This window comes from Paenibacillus sp. Negev47 (assembly GCF_058313655.1).
Window position 1 is genome coordinate 131,493 of the sequence record NZ_JBZFQG010000001.1, and the last position, 18,708, is coordinate 150,200.

Consider the following 18,708-nt stretch of genomic DNA (forward strand, 5'->3'; position numbering starts at 1 on the left):
ATGATTAGCTACATTTACTTTTCAGAACAGGGTGAATGCGGTGTTGGAAATGTATATGAAGATGATATTCAGATTGCAAAAGATCAAATAACTGAAGAGATTCGTATGGCGACAGATGCTAGACATGTGGTTCTCACTAGTAAACAGACGAATTTCGTTGAGGAATTAAAGAAGTATAGCAGTATAGATGAATATGCAGACGTAATAATCTCACAGTTGACTAAGGAAGGAAGTGTTTGATGGGCAACGTAATTTTATTGCTTTGGTCAATCTATATGATTTGGCAATATGCAAAAGGCATTAAGCGATTTTTTGAGAAAGATAGAGACATCAAAATGCAGCAAGCTAGAGTCAACTTGCATGCTTTGAAAAACGACAGTGTTCAAAAGGGAGTAATTATAGCAATTACGTTTCTAGCTGTAGTCTTCCAAGTAATATTCTGGCTAGTGTTGGCAGCAAGTACACCGTTTGTATTGATAACTTTGTATGCAGCTGCTGTAATCATAATTTATATTGCAAGTCTTCGTAAGATTCGTGATTTTATTGATGATCCAGAGAAGCTTAAATTGAGTTTTTCAAGCGTCATGTTGATGTTTGTGAATATGATTGTTGTTATCATTTTCGCTATTCAACTAATCGGACGGATGTGATTGGTTGAAATGGAAAAATCGAGAGCCTTTGCTCAAAGTGAACAAGAAAGATGGAGTACTTACTAAGCTTCTAAAAATCAGAGGTGTCGGAAACGCACAAGAATTTCTTAATCCTCCTGTAAGTGTACTTCATAGTCCTTACCTGATGAAGAACATTGAAGAAGGTTCAAATAGAATCATTGAAGCGATTAAAGGAAATCAGAAGATATGCGTAAGTGCAGACTGTGACAGTGACGGAATTTTCTCAACAAGCTTTATGGTCAGATATTTATCAAAGTTTACAGACAACTATTACATTGCCTACAACCAAAGATCAGAAGGTCATGGTGTTGAAAATCAATTACACATGATTGATGATGACACAGATTTAGCAATAGTGTTGGACTCATCTACAAACTCAACTGAAGCTTGTAAACAACTGAAGGATAAAGGTATTGATGTAGTAATTCTAGATCATCACGATTACGAGAATGACAACGAATATGCATTGATTATCAACCCTAAGTTGGATGATACATATCCCAATAAGGATATAAGCGGAGCTGGTGTTGTTTATAAAGTAATTCAAGTACTGGACGACACACTGGGAACAGGAGAAGTTGATGATTATATTGACCTTGTAGCCTGTGGTATGTATGCGGATATGATGCCTGTGAATGTGATGGAGAACAGAAGATTAATTATCCAAGGCATGCAGAATATTAGGAATGTTGGACTAAAGGCCATACTTGAATCAAATAGTATCAAGGAAGATGAAATCAATTCACAAACCATTGGTTTCACGATAAGTCCACTGATCAATGGTGTTGCACGTTTAGACAAGATTGAATTGGCGATTGACTTGTTGTTGTGTGATGACTTCAAAACAGCACTTGCTATCGTTCAGGAAATGAAAGCCTTGAACGATCAACGTAAGGTAAGAGAGAAAGAATTGTTTGAAAAATACTCAACCAAGATTGATCTGAATGACAAAATCCTTATTGCAATTGATGAGAACGCAAGTAAGGGTTTCAATGGACTCATTGCAAATAAGATGTCTACAGAGTATAAACGTCCGGCAATGGTGTTGCGTGAGCATGAAGGATCATTGGCAGGGAGTTTTAGATCATATGGAGATTTCGATCTTAAAGGATTCCTGAATTTAAAATCCATCAAAAAGTATCTCAGATATGCATTAGGACATCCCTATGCTGGTGGTATTGGCATGAGTGCAAGAAATTTCACCAAGTTTAAAGCGTTAATCAACGATACTCTTGCCGATCACGATTTTGAGCCAGTAATTTATTATGACTTAGAAATGAACGTTGCTGAGATTACTACTCAAATGATTTATAACATTGAGAAGTTTGACTATCTAACAGGTACTGGATTCCCTCCAGCATGCATTCTTGTGAGTGACATCTTTGTTGAAGATGATCCTAAAGTACTTGGTAAAAACAGAGATACAGTAAAGATCAAAGGTGATGGCATTGATATGATCAAGTTCAAAGTCAATGAATCATGGGGTGAAGAAATCGGAGCATTAGATACTCTCAGTGTTGTTGGGCAGCTGAAGGTGAATAGCTGGACTAACTGGAGGAAAGAAACAACAATAACAAATCAAATAATCGTAGAAGAGTACGTCATAACGTAAGGAGGGTTAGATATGGGAATCGAAAACAAACTACAAGTTTCATCTATCACTATTACCTTTGCTGATGGAACAGTAACAGAAGTTGACATGAATACGACTGCTTGGGTAACAACAATGGACTTGCTGGGTTACGATCTGGTAGGAACAGCGAGTGTAAACGAAGATGTAATCCTTAACTATGCATATGATCTAGTAGATGAACTAGAAGGACGTAGAATGATGAGAGAAGTTGAGGAAGAGAAGCAAGAAATTCTAAACCAAGAACAATCGGAGATGGAATAATAATGGCTACACTTTTCGTTGGTATCATATTAGTAATTCTATTTGCGGCAATTATCTGGTTCAGTCTTTCAAGAGCATTTGGGTGGATAGGAAAGAAAGTAATCAAACTAAGTAGTCCATTTACAAATAATAAAACAAAAGAAGAAAAAGGAGATATTAACAATGTGGGATAACATTTCAGTAAAAATCGGTGCAGGGGTAGTTGCATTTCTTCTGTTAGTAGGTATCATTCTTGGATGGATGAGTATTACAACTATCGGAGCTGGTCATGCAGGAGTTGTATATAATCGTAGCGGAGGTCTGGAAGATAAACCGCTGGGTCAAGGTTGGCATCTAATCAATCCTATGCAACGTGTAACTGAATACCCAATCGCTACAAATACAGTTGAATTAGTAGACGTGACAGTAGGTACTTCTGATGGTAAACCTATCACAACTACATTGTCTTATAACTATCATATCGACAGTGAACATCTTCCTAAAATCTTCAACAAATTCCGTGGTCAATCCGCTGAGACTATTGAACAAGGGTTTTTGCGTCAACGGCTGACAGAAGCTACAAAAAACGTAACAACTAAGTATTCTGTGCTTGATGTTATGGGTGAAAAGAGCCAAGAAATCTCATTATCGATCCAAAAAGGTTTTACTGAGATGGTTGATGAAACTGGTTTTGTAATTGAGTCTGTTACGTTCACTGCACCTAAACCTGATGAACAAACGGCTGCTGCTATCCAAGCAAAGGTTGACGCTCAACAAAAGCTGGAACAACAAAAGATTGAACTGGAAAAGGCAAAAATTGTAGCTGAAACGCTTCGTGTAGAGCAACAAGGTAAAGCTGATGCAGCTGTAATTGAAGCGCAAGGTAAAGCAACAGCAAATAACAAGCTTCAACAATCTGTAACTGACAAATTGATCGAATTGAAAAAATTAGAAGTTGCATCTGAGTTTGCGAAAAACCCTAATCTTCCACGTGTAATGGGTGGTGCAAACGCGATTCTTAATTTGCCAGCTGAAATGTTTAGTGAGCCAGCTGCCAAGTAAAACAAAGGGATATACTCATTTTGACATATACAACAGGTATATGATATAATGAAATTAATCGAAGGAAGGGTGACACCTTACATGTCATCCTTCCTTTTTTCTATCTAAAAAAACAGAAAGATGAAGTGATGTGTAGTGAAAATTGTGTACGATTCGTTCACTGGAAATGTAAAACGTTTTGTTAGTCGATTACCAGAAACGATGAATGTCATAAAGCTAGACAAGGATTTGATTATGGAAGAAGAGTTCGTGCTGGTTACATATACAACTGGTTTTGGACTCGTACCAAAAACAACAAAAACGTTCTTAGAGAACGAAAAAAACAAAAATAATCTAGTAGCTGTATCAGCTTCTGGAAACATGAACTGGGGAGATAATTATGCCAAAAGTGCTGATATCATATCTGAAAAATACGGTGTTCCAATCCTATCGAAATTTGAATTATCAGGTTTACAGCAAGATATACAAAAATTTGTACAGAGAGTGAGTGAGTTAGGAAATGAAGTATATTGAATTAAATAATGAGGTTATGACAAGAAAGGATGGATTCTATCAGCTTGAAAAAGATTTACTAGCAGTTAAAGAATTCATGAGAGAGGTTAAGAAGAAAAGCGTAGGGTTTGAGAATAGTTTAGCAAAAGTGAAATGGTTGATAAAGAATGATTTTTATTATGATGTGTTTAGCGAATACACGGAGAAGCAAGTTGCAGAGGTTTTTGAAATCGCTTACTCTTACGAATTTAAATTCCAGTCATATATGGCTGTATCAAAATTCTACAAAGACTATGCGCTCAAAACTAATGATAAGAAGAAGTATCTTGAGATGTATGAGGACAGATGTTCAATCACTGCCTTATTCTTGGGACGTGGAAGCATTAAAAGTGCTAAACAATATGTTAAAGCAATCGTAGAACAACGGTATCAACCAGCAACACCTACATTCCTGAATGCGGGTAAGAGTAGACGTGGTGAGATGGTTTCTTGTTTCCTATTGGAAGTTGGAGATAGTCTAAATTCAATTGAATTTAACATTGGAACATCTATGCAGCTGTCTAAAATCGGCGGTGGAGTGGCACTTAATCTATCCAAGTTGAGATCAAGAGGGGAATCAATTAAGGACGTAATGGGTGCAGCAAAAGGTGTGCTTCCTGTCATGAAACTTCTTGAAGACGCTTTCAGTTATGCGGATCAGATGGGACAACGTAAAGGTGCTGGTGCAGTTTATCTTAACATTTTCCACTGGGACGTTATCGAATTCTTACAAACCAAAAAGATTAACGCTGATGAGAAGTCACGTATTCAATCATTATCCATTGGCCTAATTGTACCTCACAAGTTCTTTGAACTAGCAAAAGATAACAAAGAGTTTTATGTATTCGCTCCACACACAGTTGAGAAAGAATTTGGTGTTCAACTGGATGATATGGACATTGATGTGATGTATGACAAGCTAGTGAAAAACAAAAGAGTTCAGAAGAGACTCTTGAATGCACGTGATCTACTCACTGAAATTGCTAAGACTCAAATGGAGTCAGGTTATCCTTATATGATGTTCAAAAGTAACGCGAATAAATATCATGCCTTAAAAGATATTGGTAGTGTTAAGCAATCCAATCTCTGCACTGAGATTTTCCAACTAGCAGAAGAATCCATTATTAATGACTATGGTGTTCCTGATGAAATCAACAGAGACATTAACTGTAATCTTGGATCAGTAAATATCGTTAATGTTATGGAAACTAAGAAGTTCAGAGAAACAATACATGTTGGGGTAGAAGCTTTAACAGCTGTATCAGATATGACAAATATCCAAAATGCACCAACAGTCAAGAAAGCAAATGATGAACTGCATGCCATTGGTTTAGGTAAGATGAACCTACATGGTTATCTGACTAAGAATAAGATTCCTTATGAGAGTGCAGATGCAAGAGAGTTTGCGGAAGTGTTTGCAATGATGATGAACTTCTATTCACTTGAGAAGTCTATGATGATAGCTAGAGATCGTAAAAAGACATTTAAAGATTTTGAGAAATCCGAATATGCAAAAGGTACATATTTCGAAATGTATGTGAATGAAGATTTCAGACCTAAGTCCGAGAAAGTAAAAGCGCTCTACGAAGGTATCCATGTTCCAAGTCCTGAAGACTGGGCAGAGCTTGCAGCGTTAGTACAACAATATGGTTTGTATAATGCATATCGTTTAGCAATTGCACCAACACAGTCCATTAGCTACATTCAAAATGCCACTTCAAGTGTTATGCCGATTGTAGATCAAATTGAAATTAGAACCTACGCAAATTCTACCACGTACTATCCTATGCCATTCCTTGCAGTAGACAACCTGTTCTTCTACAAGTCCGCATACAACATGAATCAATTCAAGATACTCGAAATGATTGCTGGTATTCAGAAGCATATTGATCAAGGCATTAGCACAATTCTTTATGTAGATAGCAATACAAGTACAGCAGAGCTTGCACGATACTATATCTATGCTGAGATGCTAGGACTTAAGAGTCTATACTACACTCGAACTAAAAACCTGAGTGTGGAAGAATGCACAAGTTGTGCAGTCTAATATGACTCTAATCTTTTTAACGATCATGCTGATACTCTACATTATTTTAGTATCCAGCATTATTGAAGATGCTTCAGAAACAAAATAAACAAAACTGGTGGGATGATAAATATCATCCCACTCTTAATTATAGGAGGATATATAATGATTACACATAAGGCAGTAAATTGGAATAAAACAAATGATGAATATGTATTAATGTTCTGGAATCAGAACGTACAACAATTTTGGTTAGATACAGAGATTCCATTATCAAGTGATAAGGGATCATGGGGAGAATTGAGCAAGGTGGAGCAAGAAGTGTACAAGCGAGTATTGGGTGGTTTGACGCTGCTTGATACTGTACAAGGCACAATAGGCATGCCTAAGATCGGTGAATACGTCACTGATCTACAGAAGAAGTCAGTTCTATCGTTTATGGGTATGATGGAAAACATTCATGCCAAATCGTATAGTTCGATTTTCACGACACTTGCATCCACAAAAGAGATTGATGAGATTTTTGACTGGGTAGAAGAGAACAAGTATTTGCAATTCAAAGCAAACACTATCAGCAAGTATTATGAGAACATCAATGATAATAAGAGTTTATATATGGCTATGGCTGCTTCGGTATTCCTTGAAAGCTTCTTGTTCTATTCTGGTTTCTATTACCCGTTATATCTGGCTGGACAAGGTAAGATGACAGCAAGTGGTGAAATCATCAACTTGATTATCCGTGATGAATCAATTCATGGTGTATTTGTCGGCATACTTGCACAAGAGATTTACGATCAACTTACAGATAAAGAAAAGGATGAAGTAGGTAAAGAGGTTTACGAGCTATTAAATACTCTATACTCTAATGAAGCTTTGTACACTGATGAGTTGTATACATCAATCGGTTTGGAAGAAGATGTGAAGCGCTTTGTAAGATACAATGCTAATAAAGCATTGATGAATCTTGGATTAGAGCAATTCTATCCTGAAGAGGAAATTAACCCAATCGTCATTAATGGATTGAAAACAGACACCAAGAATCACGACTTCTTCAGCGTAAAAGGTAACGGCTATGTTAAAGCATTAAATGTAGTTGAACTGACTGATGAGCATTTCACTTTCACATGGCTGAATTGACAGGTGTAAAGTAAAATGATATTATAATCACATATTGATAGATCATTCAAAAGGAAGTGTCATTGTGAAATTGACCGAAACTCAGACAAATAATTTGAATAAAGTAATCTCAGAAGTTGTAGCTGCTTCTCATTTAGCAAGGTTCAGATACCAAGACAATGAATGTTATTGCATTATTGGACATTTGGCAAAAGAGATGGATCAAGATTTGCTGTGCAAACTCACAGAAAATCCTTATTATAATCAAAAAGGTATTAATTTCTTTGAGTATGAAATTAAAAGAATGAATGAGTTTTATGGACTTTCTCATGGTGACATTTTAGATTTGCAAGATAGTAATGATTATGGTGGATTGTCTGGCGATAAATACGGTGATAAAAAAGCTGTATTAGACATGCTTGAAAACATCGTTAAGAATGAATAGGGGGAAATGAATTGGCAAAACGGTATTATAAGGTAAAGGAAAAAGTATGGATTAAAGAGTTGAAGCGTAAGGGTATTGTACAAAGTCTGGATGTTCCCAATCTGCAAGCAGAGGTTTCTTATTTTGCAGATAGCGGAAATCTAGGACAAAAAACGTTTAGTTTCACAGAAATCGATAAACTTCTTACAGGTGTAAAAGAAAATGAAAATAAGAAGAAATTAACGATTCTTATTAAGTACTTTGACAAAGACATGGAGCAGATCAAGAAGATTGAGAAAGGTGACTGGATCGATCTCAGGTCAGCGATTGATGTGGAATACAAAGCTGGAGATTTTATTAAGCTTCCGCTAGGAGTTGCAATGTCTTTGCCGTTTGATCATGAAGCGCATGTAGCACCTCGAAGTAGCACATTCAAAAACTTTGGGGTGATTCAAACCAATTCTGTAGCGGCAATCGATGAATCATTCAAGGGTGATGATGATCAGTGGTTCTATCCAATTTATGCATTGCGTGATGGGAAAATTGAAAAAGGTGATCGCATTTGTCAGTTCCGCATCATGAAGAAAATGGAACCAGTGAATCTTGTCACAGTCGATAAACTAACTGGCAAAAATCGCGGTGGTCACGGAACTACAGGGAAGAAATAACAATATTTATGTGGGTAATAGCCAATCTGGTTATTACCCAAACTTATCAGAAGTTAGATAAGAAAGGCAGATGTGTATGGCAAGACAAAAGAAGATTGTAAAAACACCAGTAAAGGTGATGGAAGAAAAGTTAGATGGTGTGTTTCGAATTTTTCAAATCACAAACTCACTTAAAGGCAAAACGGTTGTTCGGATCGAGTTACCCAATAATGAAGTTCATGAAAGAGAATTTGGAAACCTTCCGAGATTTGAAGTAGTAGTTCCTTACGTTGGTGAAAAATTCGAACTTTATCTTGACGATAAATTTATTGGTATTCATAGTATTCTAGAAGCAGATAAAAGCACTATAGCATATGAAATGGTGTCGGTTTAATTGGCTGCACTTACTAAAGATGAAATGGAATTAAAGTTGGAAAGATTGATCATGAGGGAAGTAACACTCAATGACAAGATCAAACATTCCAGTCATCACATTGATGAGTATGCTGGTAAGTCAGGGATTCTTAAAACGTTTGATTTGGGTGAAGATCATGAGGACATTATTTGTCTGATTGAAGTTATTTCGAAGGTGCAAGGTAAGAAGAAAGAGTTTACTAAAACGAGTGAGATATGGGTTAATGCGAAAGATTTATCCGTTATCTCTAAAAAGGAGAGTTAGAATGAACTTCTCATATAATCAAAAGGTTGTTCCGATCAGTAAGTCAGTAGGAATTGTACTAGATAAATCAGTTGTGTGGAATGCAGCACAATTAAGTGGTCAGAATTATTTGTATTTTAAAGGAAGTCGAAATGGATACGTAATTGTCTCAAATGTTGAAGATGGGTCAATTGTTGGTGATCATTTTAAATTAGAAGATTTAATCCCATATGAAGAAAATATCATGGAGAACGAATTGGCTAGTATAGAAATTGAGGAATACAAATTATTGTTCGCTGCTGATATCATTAAAGCTGTTGAAAAGGGTTTAGTTAAACGTTCAGATAGATTTTACATTAAGAGAGCGTAGGTGAGGTATGAAACGAGAAGCGTTTAATATAGTGTCGAAAGAAGTGTCAGACAAATATATTGGTCAAGATATAGAAGTCAAAATTCCTTATGAAGAATCCATACATACTGGTAAAGTACTGGATGTAAATGAGTGGGGAGTTGTAATTAACTGGACTTCAATTGATCCGTTAGGGTTTCTTGTCGGAGAACAAACGTACCCAAATGTCAAGAACACTCTTGAAGATATTCATCTTGTGAAGAAAGAACATACTATAATTCTTCAAAAAGGTAGTTATGAAGCTGAAAAAGAGCTGCTTGAAAAATACATTGGAAAACCGCTGGATTTAGCAATTGACGGTCAAGATGTCCACACAATCGAAATTACTGAAGTAATTAGAGAGAAAGACCTGATCACATCTTTTAGCTATATTGTTCTATGAAAACTACTTACAGACGTTAAATAAAACTACGATTTCATATAAGTAAAATTTTTAAGTTCATAAAACATCGACTGGAGATAAGACACATGAAAAAAGTATTAGTCAGAAAGATATATTATTCACAAGAACAGGGTGTTTCTGAAAGTAACAACTATGGGGTAATTGGAGATAGTGTGGAAGGTCTTGACTACAAAATTGGTGATATTGTGTTAGTAAAGAGTAGGAGTACAACAGAAGTTGCACTTGTTATCAAACCACCATATAGCAAAAACAATAATGGAGCATTAATGGGGTGGGCAGCAGTTGATATCAATAATCAAAAAGAGTATGAAATTCTTCAAGTTGTTGTTCCAGCAAGTGAACTTACAGAAGTAATTTTAAATCAGGTACACAAAGGTTCTTTTAGAATTCAAGAGATCAAAGAACTAACACTAGATGAGGTTAGGGACTATGTTCCATTTGAATTTGAACTGGTAGCAGATAAACAAATTGAGAAAAAACAGATATATAAAGTTACAAATGGAGAACACTATGGAATTATAGGTGAAGAGATTGAAGGAACAGAATTCAAAGTTGGAGATATGGTCTTGTGGCAAAACAATAGTGAAGACCATAAAGAACATATTGGTGTGAACGTTGTGGTTAAACCAAGAGGAAGTAAAGGGTATTTAATGGGATGGGCTAGTGGAGCTATTGCTTCAAATTCAAATTACAAAACACACAAGGTAATTGTTCCAGCAGAACTAATTAATGAGGGTATTCTTAGAACGCATTATAAAGATACTTTTGATAGAGACATCTTTAATATTAGAGAATTACAAACACTCACACTAGATGAACTTCGCAAGTATGTACCATTTGAATTTGAACTGTCTGATCAAAACTAAAGGAGACATATAATAAAATGATTAATAAATACAAACTAATCAAAACAACTGAAAAAGATCGTGAAACAACAAAGGTTGCAATCCCTACACAGAACTTTGGATATGATGAATTAGATGGTTTAACATTTTCGATTCCTCATGGTGTTGAGATTGGACGAAGTGCATATTTCTTTGCAGCTGACAACAAGTTTAACATTAGCACTTCAACTGTAGAATCAACTGAACATGAGGGAAATGAGCTTGTCGTTGTAACAAAAAACACAGTTTATTTCTTTGAAGAGGTGACTCAATGAGATCAATCAAACCAATGGGGCCAAACATTATTAAAATTCCAATCGGTGACTGGTCAAATGACGGACATGGTAGATATAAGACATTTAGAGTTGAATCAAATATGCCTGTTAGTGTCTTACAAGATGCATACAAAGCAAGCTGCAAACTAACTGGACTACAGTTTAACAATGGTGAGGATTTTACTGGTGGGTTGACCGATGGATATAATAGTGAACGACTTATTTGTACTGAGTATCAGCAATACTCTTTAAGTGATTTCGCTATTAAAACTCTTAGAGAATTCAATTGTCCAGAACGATTACTTGAAGATGAAGGATACATGGAGTCTCAAAAGTTGGCTGAATTGATTATGTGGTTTATCAGCCTGTCAGTAAATGATCCATGGCTCAAGTTCGATTACACATTCAAAGAAGAGGAAGCAGAGTACTTGAATGGATTCTGGAATGCCAACTTAAATCATCATTTTGGCTACGGATTGTTTGACTAATGACTACAAAGGCGAATGTGAAGTTGAAGACAGAAGATGATACTGAAAGACTTATAAACTCCTTGAGAGAATCATTTTTAGTGCATTCGTATCTGTATTACAAACTAAACAAGAATCTTGTCCCTGACAATCTGTTTGATGCTAGAGCTAAATACTTGTTGCAGCTTCATAGAGAGAATCCTGAGATTTCTGAGAACTGTATATATCAAGACTACTTTGTTAATTACGATCCTGCTACTGGATACGACATTCCTGTTGATGATTGGATCATAGAGAAAGCTCAGAACAGAATAGATGACTACGAATCAAAGCAGGGAGTGTTATCATGAGAATTCCGTTTACTGATAAATACAAACCCAAAGATTTCTCGTTTGTTTTCGGAAGTGGATGGGAAAAAGGCGACTTTAAGATGATCGAATATAGGAAAACTCCTCTTGGATGGGACTTCAACTTGTGGCGGTTTTCCTTTTCATATGATGATTGGGCTAAAGTTAAGCCGCGACAATAGGAGGTGTTAGATTGGAACAATATTTAATAGATCAGTATGGTGTTATTGAGGATGAGAACTACCTTACAGATGAAGGTGAAATAATTCATTATTTTGAGAATTGTGGCAGTGACTATTTAGATTGTGGACAAGGATACTATGAAGAAGAAACATCGTTAATCTGCAAGATTGAAGAAAGATACTTTGAGGTCAACATAACAGGTTATATTGTAAGTGCAAAGCAAGACTATGGAGATAAGCTTTATTGGGTTGAGTATATTGATGAGGTTACTTACAGAGAAATCCCAAAACCATTCCAAAAGCCTGAGTATCCATGTGTTTATAGCTTCAAGTTAACTGATGATCAGGCACGTAAATTGAGAGAGTTTTGTAATCTGAACAATATCAAATTTGAATACAAGACTTTTGATAGTGCATATTATGAAATTGTTTAAAGTGATAATGACGCATTATGCTCCTAGAGGGAGTCAGTCTGGAATTGTAGAGTATCTTATTGCGGAAACTCATAAAGATGTTTTCGATTATCTTCACGATAAGTCAGACTACACATATTGGAAAGATAGAGAATGGACGAAAGAAGAGAAGACAACTGTTACATTCGGTCATGGAGAAAGTGCTTTAGAAGAAGATTTACGCGATCTTTACTATGGTCAAACTAAGTACAACTGGGAACAGGTCGCAACAAACATTAGCGTGGAAGACGCTACTACATTGGTGTTAATGAAAATCGCTAGGGTTGTATAACTACTAACATGAGGTGAACAGATAAATGTATAAAAATGCTATATTCAAGGGTGAAGTAATACAAAGAGAATCCAAGATAAAATATGATCTAAATAATAATTATAAGCCAATACTTGTACCAATTGAAGAATATGTCGTAGGTTATAAAGTCTATCATGAAACATTTTTGGATAAGCACTTTTTAGATGTGGATGACACATTTTATATTGAAGCATTAAATATTAGTACTACTGTAGAGGAAGTACATCGAATTCTTGAAGGTGGCTACTTATACATCACTGACCATGTAGTTGAAGTGTTGCCAGAAGATGAGGAGTCAAAAGCTGAGATGAACAGGAAATATGAAGAAGCGCTAAAAGAGTACGAAAATGATATGGATAAATCCACAAAAAAGAGTGAAGAAAATAATAAGAATAAAAAAGGATTTTGGTCATTTTTAAATAGTTAACAGGAGTGATATAAAATGAATAAATATTTATGGAAATTCAACTGGTATGTTGGTCGTGCAGGAACAGTAAATGGACTATTCGTTGCTACAGAAAAAGAGATCGAAGACTTGATTGGAAAGTATGTTTACTTTGGTGAAATTCTAGGCAAACACAGTGAAGTGTATGGTTACCCTGAAGAGAGTAATTTTACAAAGCTAGAAATCCCTACTGAAGCAGTTGCGGAGGTTACCGATATCTTAGGTGATACTTGGAGTGGTTACAATCCATTGCACTATGTACGTCATGAATGTGTGCGTTGTGAAAATGAGTCAGCTTACGAAGAGACTTGGTACATTAATGGTGAATATATTTGCGGCAGCTGTGTTACAGATGAAGAAACGCAAGAAGCTATGAGAGGAGATTACGAATAATGATTATGACAGTAGACAATACAATTCGATTCAACGAGATTGTTAAAAATAATGAACAGGTGTTAGTTAAAATGGGAGCATCTTGGTGTGCTCCATGTAAAGTGATCGACAAAAATCTTGAACAACTGTCTCAAGAAGATAATGATGTTTTGATTGTAAAAGTAGACGTGGATGACATGCCTGAAATTGCTGGTGAGTACGGTGTAATGAGCATTCCAGCAACATTCAATGTTCAAAATGGCAAGATTGTTAAGTCTGCCAATGGAGTTCTCAGTACTGAACAACTGAAACAATTGCTTCAGAATTAAAAATGAAGAATTCTATCCATTGGAATATATTCAAACAGAACTGGACTTCTCACACATACAAACAATGTTCTCATGCAGATGTTGTACTTGTGAGAGGTGAATGGTTTACAGAAGTTAAGCCTGAGCGGAAGAGTAATCCGAGAGGTTGGGTAGTGTGCGATGACAAACAAGTAATACTTAATCCTAGCAAAGAGCTACTTGTTAATTACGTAAAAAAATCAAAGTTAGAATATAACAAACATAAAATGCAGTTCAATTTAGAGAGAGGTGACTTGTTACTCTGTGATGAGCATGGATGCTTTCTGGTTGAGGAAAAGGGGAATAAATAATGAATTCAAAACATGGTGTTACTTTAAGTGAAGTGTGGGAGGATGGAACAGCTCTTACTTTTTTAAATTGTGACTATGACGACCTAAATGTTGAAAGACCAATTTTCATCTCATTGAAAGATGTGAATATTAACGGGAATGTAAGCCCTGAATCAATCATTGCTTTATATCCTGAACAAGCTAAAGCTTTGGGTGAATATCTGCTTAAAATGATTGGAGAGAAAGCTAATGCCTAAACTTTATGAATTGTCAGAACAATATAGAAAAATGATGGAGATGGTTGACGATGCATTAGACAACGTTGACCTTGAAGAAGATGATCTTCAGCTGTTTATTGACACATTAGAAAGCTTGGAAGATTCTATTGCTGTTAAGTGTGAAAACATCGTTAAATTCATTAAGAATCTTGAGGGTGACGTAAACACTTTCAAGACAGAAGAGAAGCGCCTGAAGACTCGTAGAAAGTACATGGAGAACAAAATAGAGGGCTTGAAGACTTACATGTTCGATATGTTGACGAATTCGAAAATTGATAACGTGAATGCAGGAGTCTTTAAGATTCGTATTCAAAAATCAGTGCCTAGCGTGATGATCACTAATGAAGAGCTTATTCCAGAACAATACAAAGAGCCGCAACCATCTAAGATTCTTAAAGATGACATTAAAAAAGCTTTGAAAAACAATGTTCAAATTGCTGGTGCAACTCTTATTGAAGATAAGAAACATCTACGCATCGTTTAATGAAGGAAACAGAATTATATAAGCCTGTGAAATCTTTCTTAGAGACTTTTGGATACAAGGTGTATTCGGAAGTCTCTCCTTGTTCTTCTAATCGTAGAGCAGATGTATTTGGCGTTCTGGAGCCAGTGACAACGGTAGTGGAGCTAAAGGTATCTTTATCAATAGAAGTTATAGAACAGGCAGTAAAATGGATTCCCTATGCTAATTACATTTACGTAGCTGTACCGAAGTCGAAGAAGAAAAGAGAGTTCGCTATAAAGATACTTAAGAGTTACGGAATAGGTTTGCTAGAGGTGGATATAACACCTAGAAAGTCTGAAGTATCTATTGTGTTGAAGCCAAAGATGAACAGAAGAGTAAATAAGGAACTGAAAGAATCGCTCACTGAGTACCATGATACACACGCTCCTGAAGGTGGAACTTCGAAGGGTGGATACATAACACCATATAGAATTACTATCATCAAAATTAAGGAGTTTTTCGTCAAGATAAAAAAAGGAAGACCAATGCACAATCTCAAAAATGGAAAGATGCAAAAGATTTATAACATTGATGGATGGGTGACTGTAGGAGATATTCTTGAATACTGTGATACTCATTATGCTTCTCCAAAAGGCAGTCTTGTAAAGGCTTTGAAAGACTTTGAGAGTTCATGGTGTGAGTCAAAGAAAATGGATGGAAGACTCTATTTTAGATTAAAGGAATGATGTGCATGTGTGTAAATGTAAAAACGACAGTAGTTTTTTTTGATATAGGAAGACCTAATATCCATGAAATCTGCTGCATGATAGATGAATGTTTAAAATTTGAAAAGTACAGAAGAGGTGAATATATTGAGTCATTACGATTTACTATACAAAGAACAGGTGAAAAGTATATTGATTTCAGGAATATCAAACCATGGTGAAAAAGTTCGTACTGTATGGGCAGACGGATCACCAGCTTATACAACGAGTATTTTCCCATATCAATTGAGGTTAGATGGAAGAGAAGTTCCAATCCTAACTACTAAACGGGTGGCTTGGAAATCGGCAATCCATGAACTGTTATGGTTCTACGTTCACCGTACAAGCGATGTAACTTACCTGAAGCAGAACAAAGTTAAGATTTGGGACGAGTGGACACGCGATGACAATACAATCGGTAGAGCTTACGGATACCAGTTAGGGAAACGGATTAAGACAGGGGTTTGGAGACGGAATAAGATTAGTGGTCATTTCATTGCAGAAACCACTAACCAAGTACACAGATTGATCCATGGCCTAATTAATGATCCATCGTCACGGCGACATGTTATCTCACTGTGGAATATTGATGATTTATGGGACATGAGTCTTCCTCCATGTGTCTGGAATAGTCAGTGGATTGTAAGTGAAGGTAAATTGCACGTTATTGTTGGCATTAGATCAAATGATGTAGCGCTGGGTCAACCATTTAATGTATTCCAGTATTATGTGCTGCTTCGGATGCTTGCACAGGTGACAGGGTATGAAGTTGGCACATTAACATTCAATGTTGGAGATTGCCATATTTACGATAGACATATTGATCAGATCGAGGAGCAAGTTAATCTACAAGGCTTCGATGCACCACAACTCATCCTTAATCCAGACATCAAAAACTTTGACGACTTTACTATTGATGACTTCCAGCTGCTGAACTATAACTATCATCCAAGTCTGAAATTCGAGGTGGCTATATGATCAGTTTGATTGTGGCGTGTGATCTTAATGGAGGAATCGGCAAAGACAATAAATTGCTATGGAAGCTGCCTAATGATATGAAGCATTTTAGAGAAGTTACAATGGGCAAGGTTGTTGTTATGGGTAGGAAGACATATGAGAGTATTGGTAAGCCGCTTGCAGGACGTACCAATATTATTTTGACTAGAGATGAAGACTATTTAAAAGATCAAGAACCTGAGAATACTTATGTGTACAATTCATTCGAAGATTTACTGTGTGAGATTGAAACTCATGCGAAAGATGAAGAGGTATTTATTATCGGTGGAGCAGAGATATACAATCTGTTCCTGCCGATAGCTGAAAGAATCTATGTTACGAATGTAATCGCTGAGTTTGAAGTAGATACTTACATGCCAGAAGTAGATACAGTCTACTGGAAGCTTTTATCAGCAGTATATTGTGAAGCAGATGAAAACAATCCTTATGACCATGTTATTGCACTGCATGAACGGAAGGGTTGGTATTAATGGAAAGAAGAACAGTATTAAAGGCATTGGTTGGTTCATGGAATTACAACCTGAACGATGAAAGCTCTGATAAGGACTACAAAGTGTTTCATCTACCTACATTTGAAGACCTGTACCATGGGAAGATGTTTCATGAGCAAACTGTCACTCCTACTGAAGACAATGATCGTCATGATATTCGGAAGCTTATATATCTATTATGGAAAGCTAACCTATCATATACCGAAGCATTATTCTCAGTTGATTTGAAATTCACGTTCGTAAGTAAAGAAGTGGCAGAGTTAATTAATCTTCGTGAAAGTATTGCTAAAATGAATTTGCCACACTTGTATAATTCATGCATTGGACAGTATAAGGCTAAAATCTCAAATCTAGCAAAGGGCACTGAGGGAACACAACATCTTGTTGAAAAGTATGGCTTTGATACAAAGCAGGGAATGCATGCATACAGAAACTTAGATTTCATAGCTAGATATCATGAAACTGGGTTTACTGATTTTGAAGCAGCCTTAAGATACAGTGATAATGAAGCTAAAGATATGTTGGCTATAAAGTATGGTGAGTGCGAAATGGATGATCTAATCGCTATAACAGAAGCAAAGTATAGTGATTTAGAATCGAAAATTAAAAACGATTATATGTCAACAGATACAGATGAGAAGCTAAAAGAGCATTTGGATAATCTAGTGATCAACATGGTAAGAAAAAACTTTTAAATTCTGACAATATATTGGAACCTTATGGTATACCTTAGCGTTAAAGATAGTATGTTTTAATATTATTTTACAAACGGATATGCATTAACAGTGTTATGTTAACGGAATGTAAAATAAAACCATTTAAAAATGCGAACAAAATGCGAACAAAAGACTTGAAATAGAACACGTGTTCGGTATATAATGATTATGTAGACAACAGCAGGAACATTTTACCTCTAGACTTTGTAATGGTTTAACAGGTATAATTGTGTTTACGCAATGGATTTTCTATCTGCTAATAAATTACATAATTGTTAAAAAACTCTGTGAACAAGGCAGGTATAACCTTATGATGAGAAAAAGGAAATATAAGGTGGGCGACATTGTAGTTATCGATGGAGAGATAGAGTTGTTCGAGGTAAGCGCACTCGATATCGAAACACATCATAGCAAATACGAAGATGATAGCGAAGTTTGCTACATCACAGTAGAAGGAGTAAAAAGTAAGAAGGTTATGGACTCTATTGGTGAGAATGATATAGATGTTAGTCCGCTGTATTCTCTAAAAGACGAAGCATTGCTTACCGAGAACGAATTGTTTGAACTATTGAGCCAATACAGAAACTATATTGAAATTGACTTATTCCTAAATAGTACAAGCGTTCGAGACAATGAATATGAGTTGAAGTCACACGAAATCATGGAATCTATTTGCAGCATGTTCGGGTACACTACTATTTCAGGTGCATAGGTCATATATAACTTAAATCTAAGAATCTCTCAAAAAAAGAGGTTCTTTTTTTATGTCTACAAGTGTCAATTTGACAATATTACAGGTGTAT

Annotated in this window: 31 protein-coding genes; all 31 read left to right on the forward strand. The window is 35.9% G+C overall.

The genetic code is table 11. The features are described from left to right. The 31 genes from AC4G47_RS31410 (at position 1) to AC4G47_RS31560 (ending at position 18,617) form a co-directional block, all read left to right on the forward strand. Positions 1 to 240: a hypothetical protein gene (locus AC4G47_RS31410; protein ID WP_491106927.1), complete on the forward strand. Its 240-nt coding sequence runs from the start codon at positions 1 to 3 to the stop codon at positions 238 to 240. Next, positions 240 to 650: a hypothetical protein gene (locus tag AC4G47_RS31415; protein ID WP_491106928.1), complete on the forward strand. Its 411-nt coding sequence runs from the start codon at positions 240 to 242 to the stop codon at positions 648 to 650. The genes AC4G47_RS31410 and AC4G47_RS31415 overlap by 1 nt, the downstream gene beginning before the upstream one ends. Positions 651 to 654: 4 nt before the next feature. Further along, entirely contained in the window at positions 655 to 2,283 is a 1,629-nt protein-coding gene (locus AC4G47_RS31420; RefSeq protein WP_491106929.1) for a single-stranded-DNA-specific exonuclease RecJ, read from the forward strand. Between the two features lie 12 nt (positions 2,284 to 2,295). Further along, complete coding sequence (locus AC4G47_RS31425; protein WP_491106930.1) at positions 2,296 to 2,565, forward strand: hypothetical protein; 270 nt, start codon at positions 2,296 to 2,298, stop codon at positions 2,563 to 2,565. Between the two features lie 2 nt (positions 2,566 to 2,567). Continuing rightward, positions 2,568 to 2,738, forward strand: a complete 171-nt coding sequence (locus tag AC4G47_RS31430) for a hypothetical protein (protein WP_491106931.1) — start codon at positions 2,568 to 2,570, stop codon at positions 2,736 to 2,738. Beyond that, positions 2,728 to 3,606 carry a prohibitin family protein gene (locus AC4G47_RS31435; protein WP_491106932.1) on the forward strand — a complete coding sequence of 293 codons (879 nt, stop codon included), beginning with the start codon at positions 2,728 to 2,730 and terminating at the stop codon, positions 3,604 to 3,606. Before AC4G47_RS31430 ends, AC4G47_RS31435 begins: the two co-directional genes overlap by 11 nt. A gap of 135 nt (positions 3,607 to 3,741) precedes the next feature. Continuing rightward, positions 3,742 to 4,119, forward strand: a complete 378-nt coding sequence (gene nrdI, locus AC4G47_RS31440; RefSeq protein ID WP_491106933.1) for a class Ib ribonucleoside-diphosphate reductase assembly flavoprotein NrdI — start codon at positions 3,742 to 3,744, stop codon at positions 4,117 to 4,119. Beyond that, on the forward strand, positions 4,106 to 6,184 hold the full coding sequence (nrdE, locus tag AC4G47_RS31445) for a class 1b ribonucleoside-diphosphate reductase subunit alpha (RefSeq protein WP_491106934.1): 2,079 nt from the start codon (positions 4,106 to 4,108) through the stop codon (positions 6,182 to 6,184). The genes nrdI and nrdE overlap by 14 nt, the downstream gene beginning before the upstream one ends. Before the next feature lie 144 nt (positions 6,185 to 6,328). Further along, positions 6,329 to 7,300: a class 1b ribonucleoside-diphosphate reductase subunit beta gene (gene nrdF, locus AC4G47_RS31450; protein WP_491106935.1), complete on the forward strand. Its 972-nt coding sequence runs from the start codon at positions 6,329 to 6,331 to the stop codon at positions 7,298 to 7,300. A gap of 64 nt (positions 7,301 to 7,364) precedes the next feature. Beyond that, positions 7,365 to 7,724 carry a hypothetical protein gene (locus AC4G47_RS31455; protein ID WP_491106936.1) on the forward strand — a complete coding sequence of 120 codons (360 nt, stop codon included), beginning with the start codon at positions 7,365 to 7,367 and terminating at the stop codon, positions 7,722 to 7,724. A 251-nt stretch (positions 7,725 to 7,975) separates the two neighbouring features. Continuing rightward, complete coding sequence (locus AC4G47_RS31460; RefSeq protein ID WP_491107065.1) at positions 7,976 to 8,371, forward strand: dUTP diphosphatase; 396 nt, start codon at positions 7,976 to 7,978, stop codon at positions 8,369 to 8,371. 76 nt (positions 8,372 to 8,447) lie between these two features. After that, positions 8,448 to 8,744: a hypothetical protein gene (locus AC4G47_RS31465; RefSeq protein WP_491106937.1), complete on the forward strand. Its 297-nt coding sequence runs from the start codon at positions 8,448 to 8,450 to the stop codon at positions 8,742 to 8,744. Beyond that, on the forward strand, positions 8,745 to 9,029 hold the full coding sequence (locus tag AC4G47_RS31470) for a hypothetical protein (protein WP_491106938.1): 285 nt from the start codon (positions 8,745 to 8,747) through the stop codon (positions 9,027 to 9,029). A gap of 1 nt (position 9,030) precedes the next feature. Next, complete coding sequence (locus AC4G47_RS31475; RefSeq protein ID WP_491106939.1) at positions 9,031 to 9,378, forward strand: hypothetical protein; 348 nt, start codon at positions 9,031 to 9,033, stop codon at positions 9,376 to 9,378. A gap of 7 nt (positions 9,379 to 9,385) precedes the next feature. After that, positions 9,386 to 9,799, forward strand: a complete 414-nt coding sequence (locus tag AC4G47_RS31480) for a hypothetical protein (RefSeq protein WP_491106940.1) — start codon at positions 9,386 to 9,388, stop codon at positions 9,797 to 9,799. Between the two features lie 86 nt (positions 9,800 to 9,885). Then, positions 9,886 to 10,686 (forward strand): hypothetical protein, encoded by an 801-nt coding sequence (locus AC4G47_RS31485; RefSeq protein ID WP_491106941.1) that lies wholly within the window; start codon positions 9,886 to 9,888, stop codon positions 10,684 to 10,686. A gap of 17 nt (positions 10,687 to 10,703) precedes the next feature. After that, positions 10,704 to 10,979, forward strand: coding sequence for a hypothetical protein (locus AC4G47_RS31490; protein WP_491106942.1), 276 nt, complete (start codon positions 10,704 to 10,706; stop codon positions 10,977 to 10,979). Further along, the gene (locus tag AC4G47_RS31495) at positions 10,976 to 11,467 is read left to right on the forward strand and encodes a hypothetical protein (RefSeq protein WP_491106943.1); all 492 of its coding nucleotides are present in this window, start codon (positions 10,976 to 10,978) and stop codon (positions 11,465 to 11,467) included. Before AC4G47_RS31490 ends, AC4G47_RS31495 begins: the two co-directional genes overlap by 4 nt. A gap of 23 nt (positions 11,468 to 11,490) precedes the next feature. Then, complete coding sequence (locus AC4G47_RS31500; RefSeq protein WP_491106944.1) at positions 11,491 to 11,796, forward strand: hypothetical protein; 306 nt, start codon at positions 11,491 to 11,493, stop codon at positions 11,794 to 11,796. A 190-nt stretch (positions 11,797 to 11,986) separates the two neighbouring features. After that, complete coding sequence (locus AC4G47_RS31505) at positions 11,987 to 12,409, forward strand: hypothetical protein (RefSeq protein WP_491106945.1); 423 nt, start codon at positions 11,987 to 11,989, stop codon at positions 12,407 to 12,409. Continuing rightward, entirely contained in the window at positions 12,396 to 12,719 is a 324-nt protein-coding gene (locus AC4G47_RS31510; protein WP_491106946.1) for a hypothetical protein, read from the forward strand. Before AC4G47_RS31505 ends, AC4G47_RS31510 begins: the two co-directional genes overlap by 14 nt. A 25-nt stretch (positions 12,720 to 12,744) precedes the next feature. Further along, entirely contained in the window at positions 12,745 to 13,167 is a 423-nt protein-coding gene (locus AC4G47_RS31515; RefSeq protein ID WP_491106947.1) for a hypothetical protein, read from the forward strand. A 15-nt stretch (positions 13,168 to 13,182) separates the two neighbouring features. Then, complete coding sequence (locus AC4G47_RS31520; protein WP_491106948.1) at positions 13,183 to 13,578, forward strand: hypothetical protein; 396 nt, start codon at positions 13,183 to 13,185, stop codon at positions 13,576 to 13,578. Further along, on the forward strand, positions 13,578 to 13,886 hold the full coding sequence (locus tag AC4G47_RS31525; protein WP_491106949.1) for a thioredoxin family protein: 309 nt from the start codon (positions 13,578 to 13,580) through the stop codon (positions 13,884 to 13,886). Before AC4G47_RS31520 ends, AC4G47_RS31525 begins: the two co-directional genes overlap by 1 nt. Positions 13,887 to 14,214: 328 nt before the next feature. Then, entirely contained in the window at positions 14,215 to 14,451 is a 237-nt protein-coding gene (locus tag AC4G47_RS31530; protein WP_491106950.1) for a hypothetical protein, read from the forward strand. After that, the gene (locus AC4G47_RS31535; protein WP_491106951.1) at positions 14,444 to 14,956 is read left to right on the forward strand and encodes a siphovirus Gp157 family protein; all 513 of its coding nucleotides are present in this window, start codon (positions 14,444 to 14,446) and stop codon (positions 14,954 to 14,956) included. The genes AC4G47_RS31530 and AC4G47_RS31535 overlap by 8 nt, the downstream gene beginning before the upstream one ends. Beyond that, a complete protein-coding gene (locus AC4G47_RS31540; protein WP_491106952.1) occupies positions 14,956 to 15,663 on the forward strand; it encodes a hypothetical protein in 708 nt (235 codons plus the stop codon). The genes AC4G47_RS31535 and AC4G47_RS31540 overlap by 1 nt, the downstream gene beginning before the upstream one ends. Before the next feature lie 126 nt (positions 15,664 to 15,789). Beyond that, on the forward strand, positions 15,790 to 16,659 hold the full coding sequence (thyA, locus tag AC4G47_RS31545; protein WP_491106953.1) for a thymidylate synthase: 870 nt from the start codon (positions 15,790 to 15,792) through the stop codon (positions 16,657 to 16,659). Next, the gene (locus AC4G47_RS31550; protein WP_491106954.1) at positions 16,656 to 17,168 is read left to right on the forward strand and encodes a dihydrofolate reductase; all 513 of its coding nucleotides are present in this window, start codon (positions 16,656 to 16,658) and stop codon (positions 17,166 to 17,168) included. Before thyA ends, AC4G47_RS31550 begins: the two co-directional genes overlap by 4 nt. After that, positions 17,168 to 17,884, forward strand: a complete 717-nt coding sequence (locus AC4G47_RS31555) for a hypothetical protein (RefSeq protein WP_491106955.1) — start codon at positions 17,168 to 17,170, stop codon at positions 17,882 to 17,884. The genes AC4G47_RS31550 and AC4G47_RS31555 overlap by 1 nt, the downstream gene beginning before the upstream one ends. 331 nt (positions 17,885 to 18,215) lie before the next feature. Beyond that, on the forward strand, positions 18,216 to 18,617 hold the full coding sequence (locus tag AC4G47_RS31560) for a hypothetical protein (protein WP_491106956.1): 402 nt from the start codon (positions 18,216 to 18,218) through the stop codon (positions 18,615 to 18,617). Positions 18,618 to 18,708: the final 91 nt, after the last annotated feature.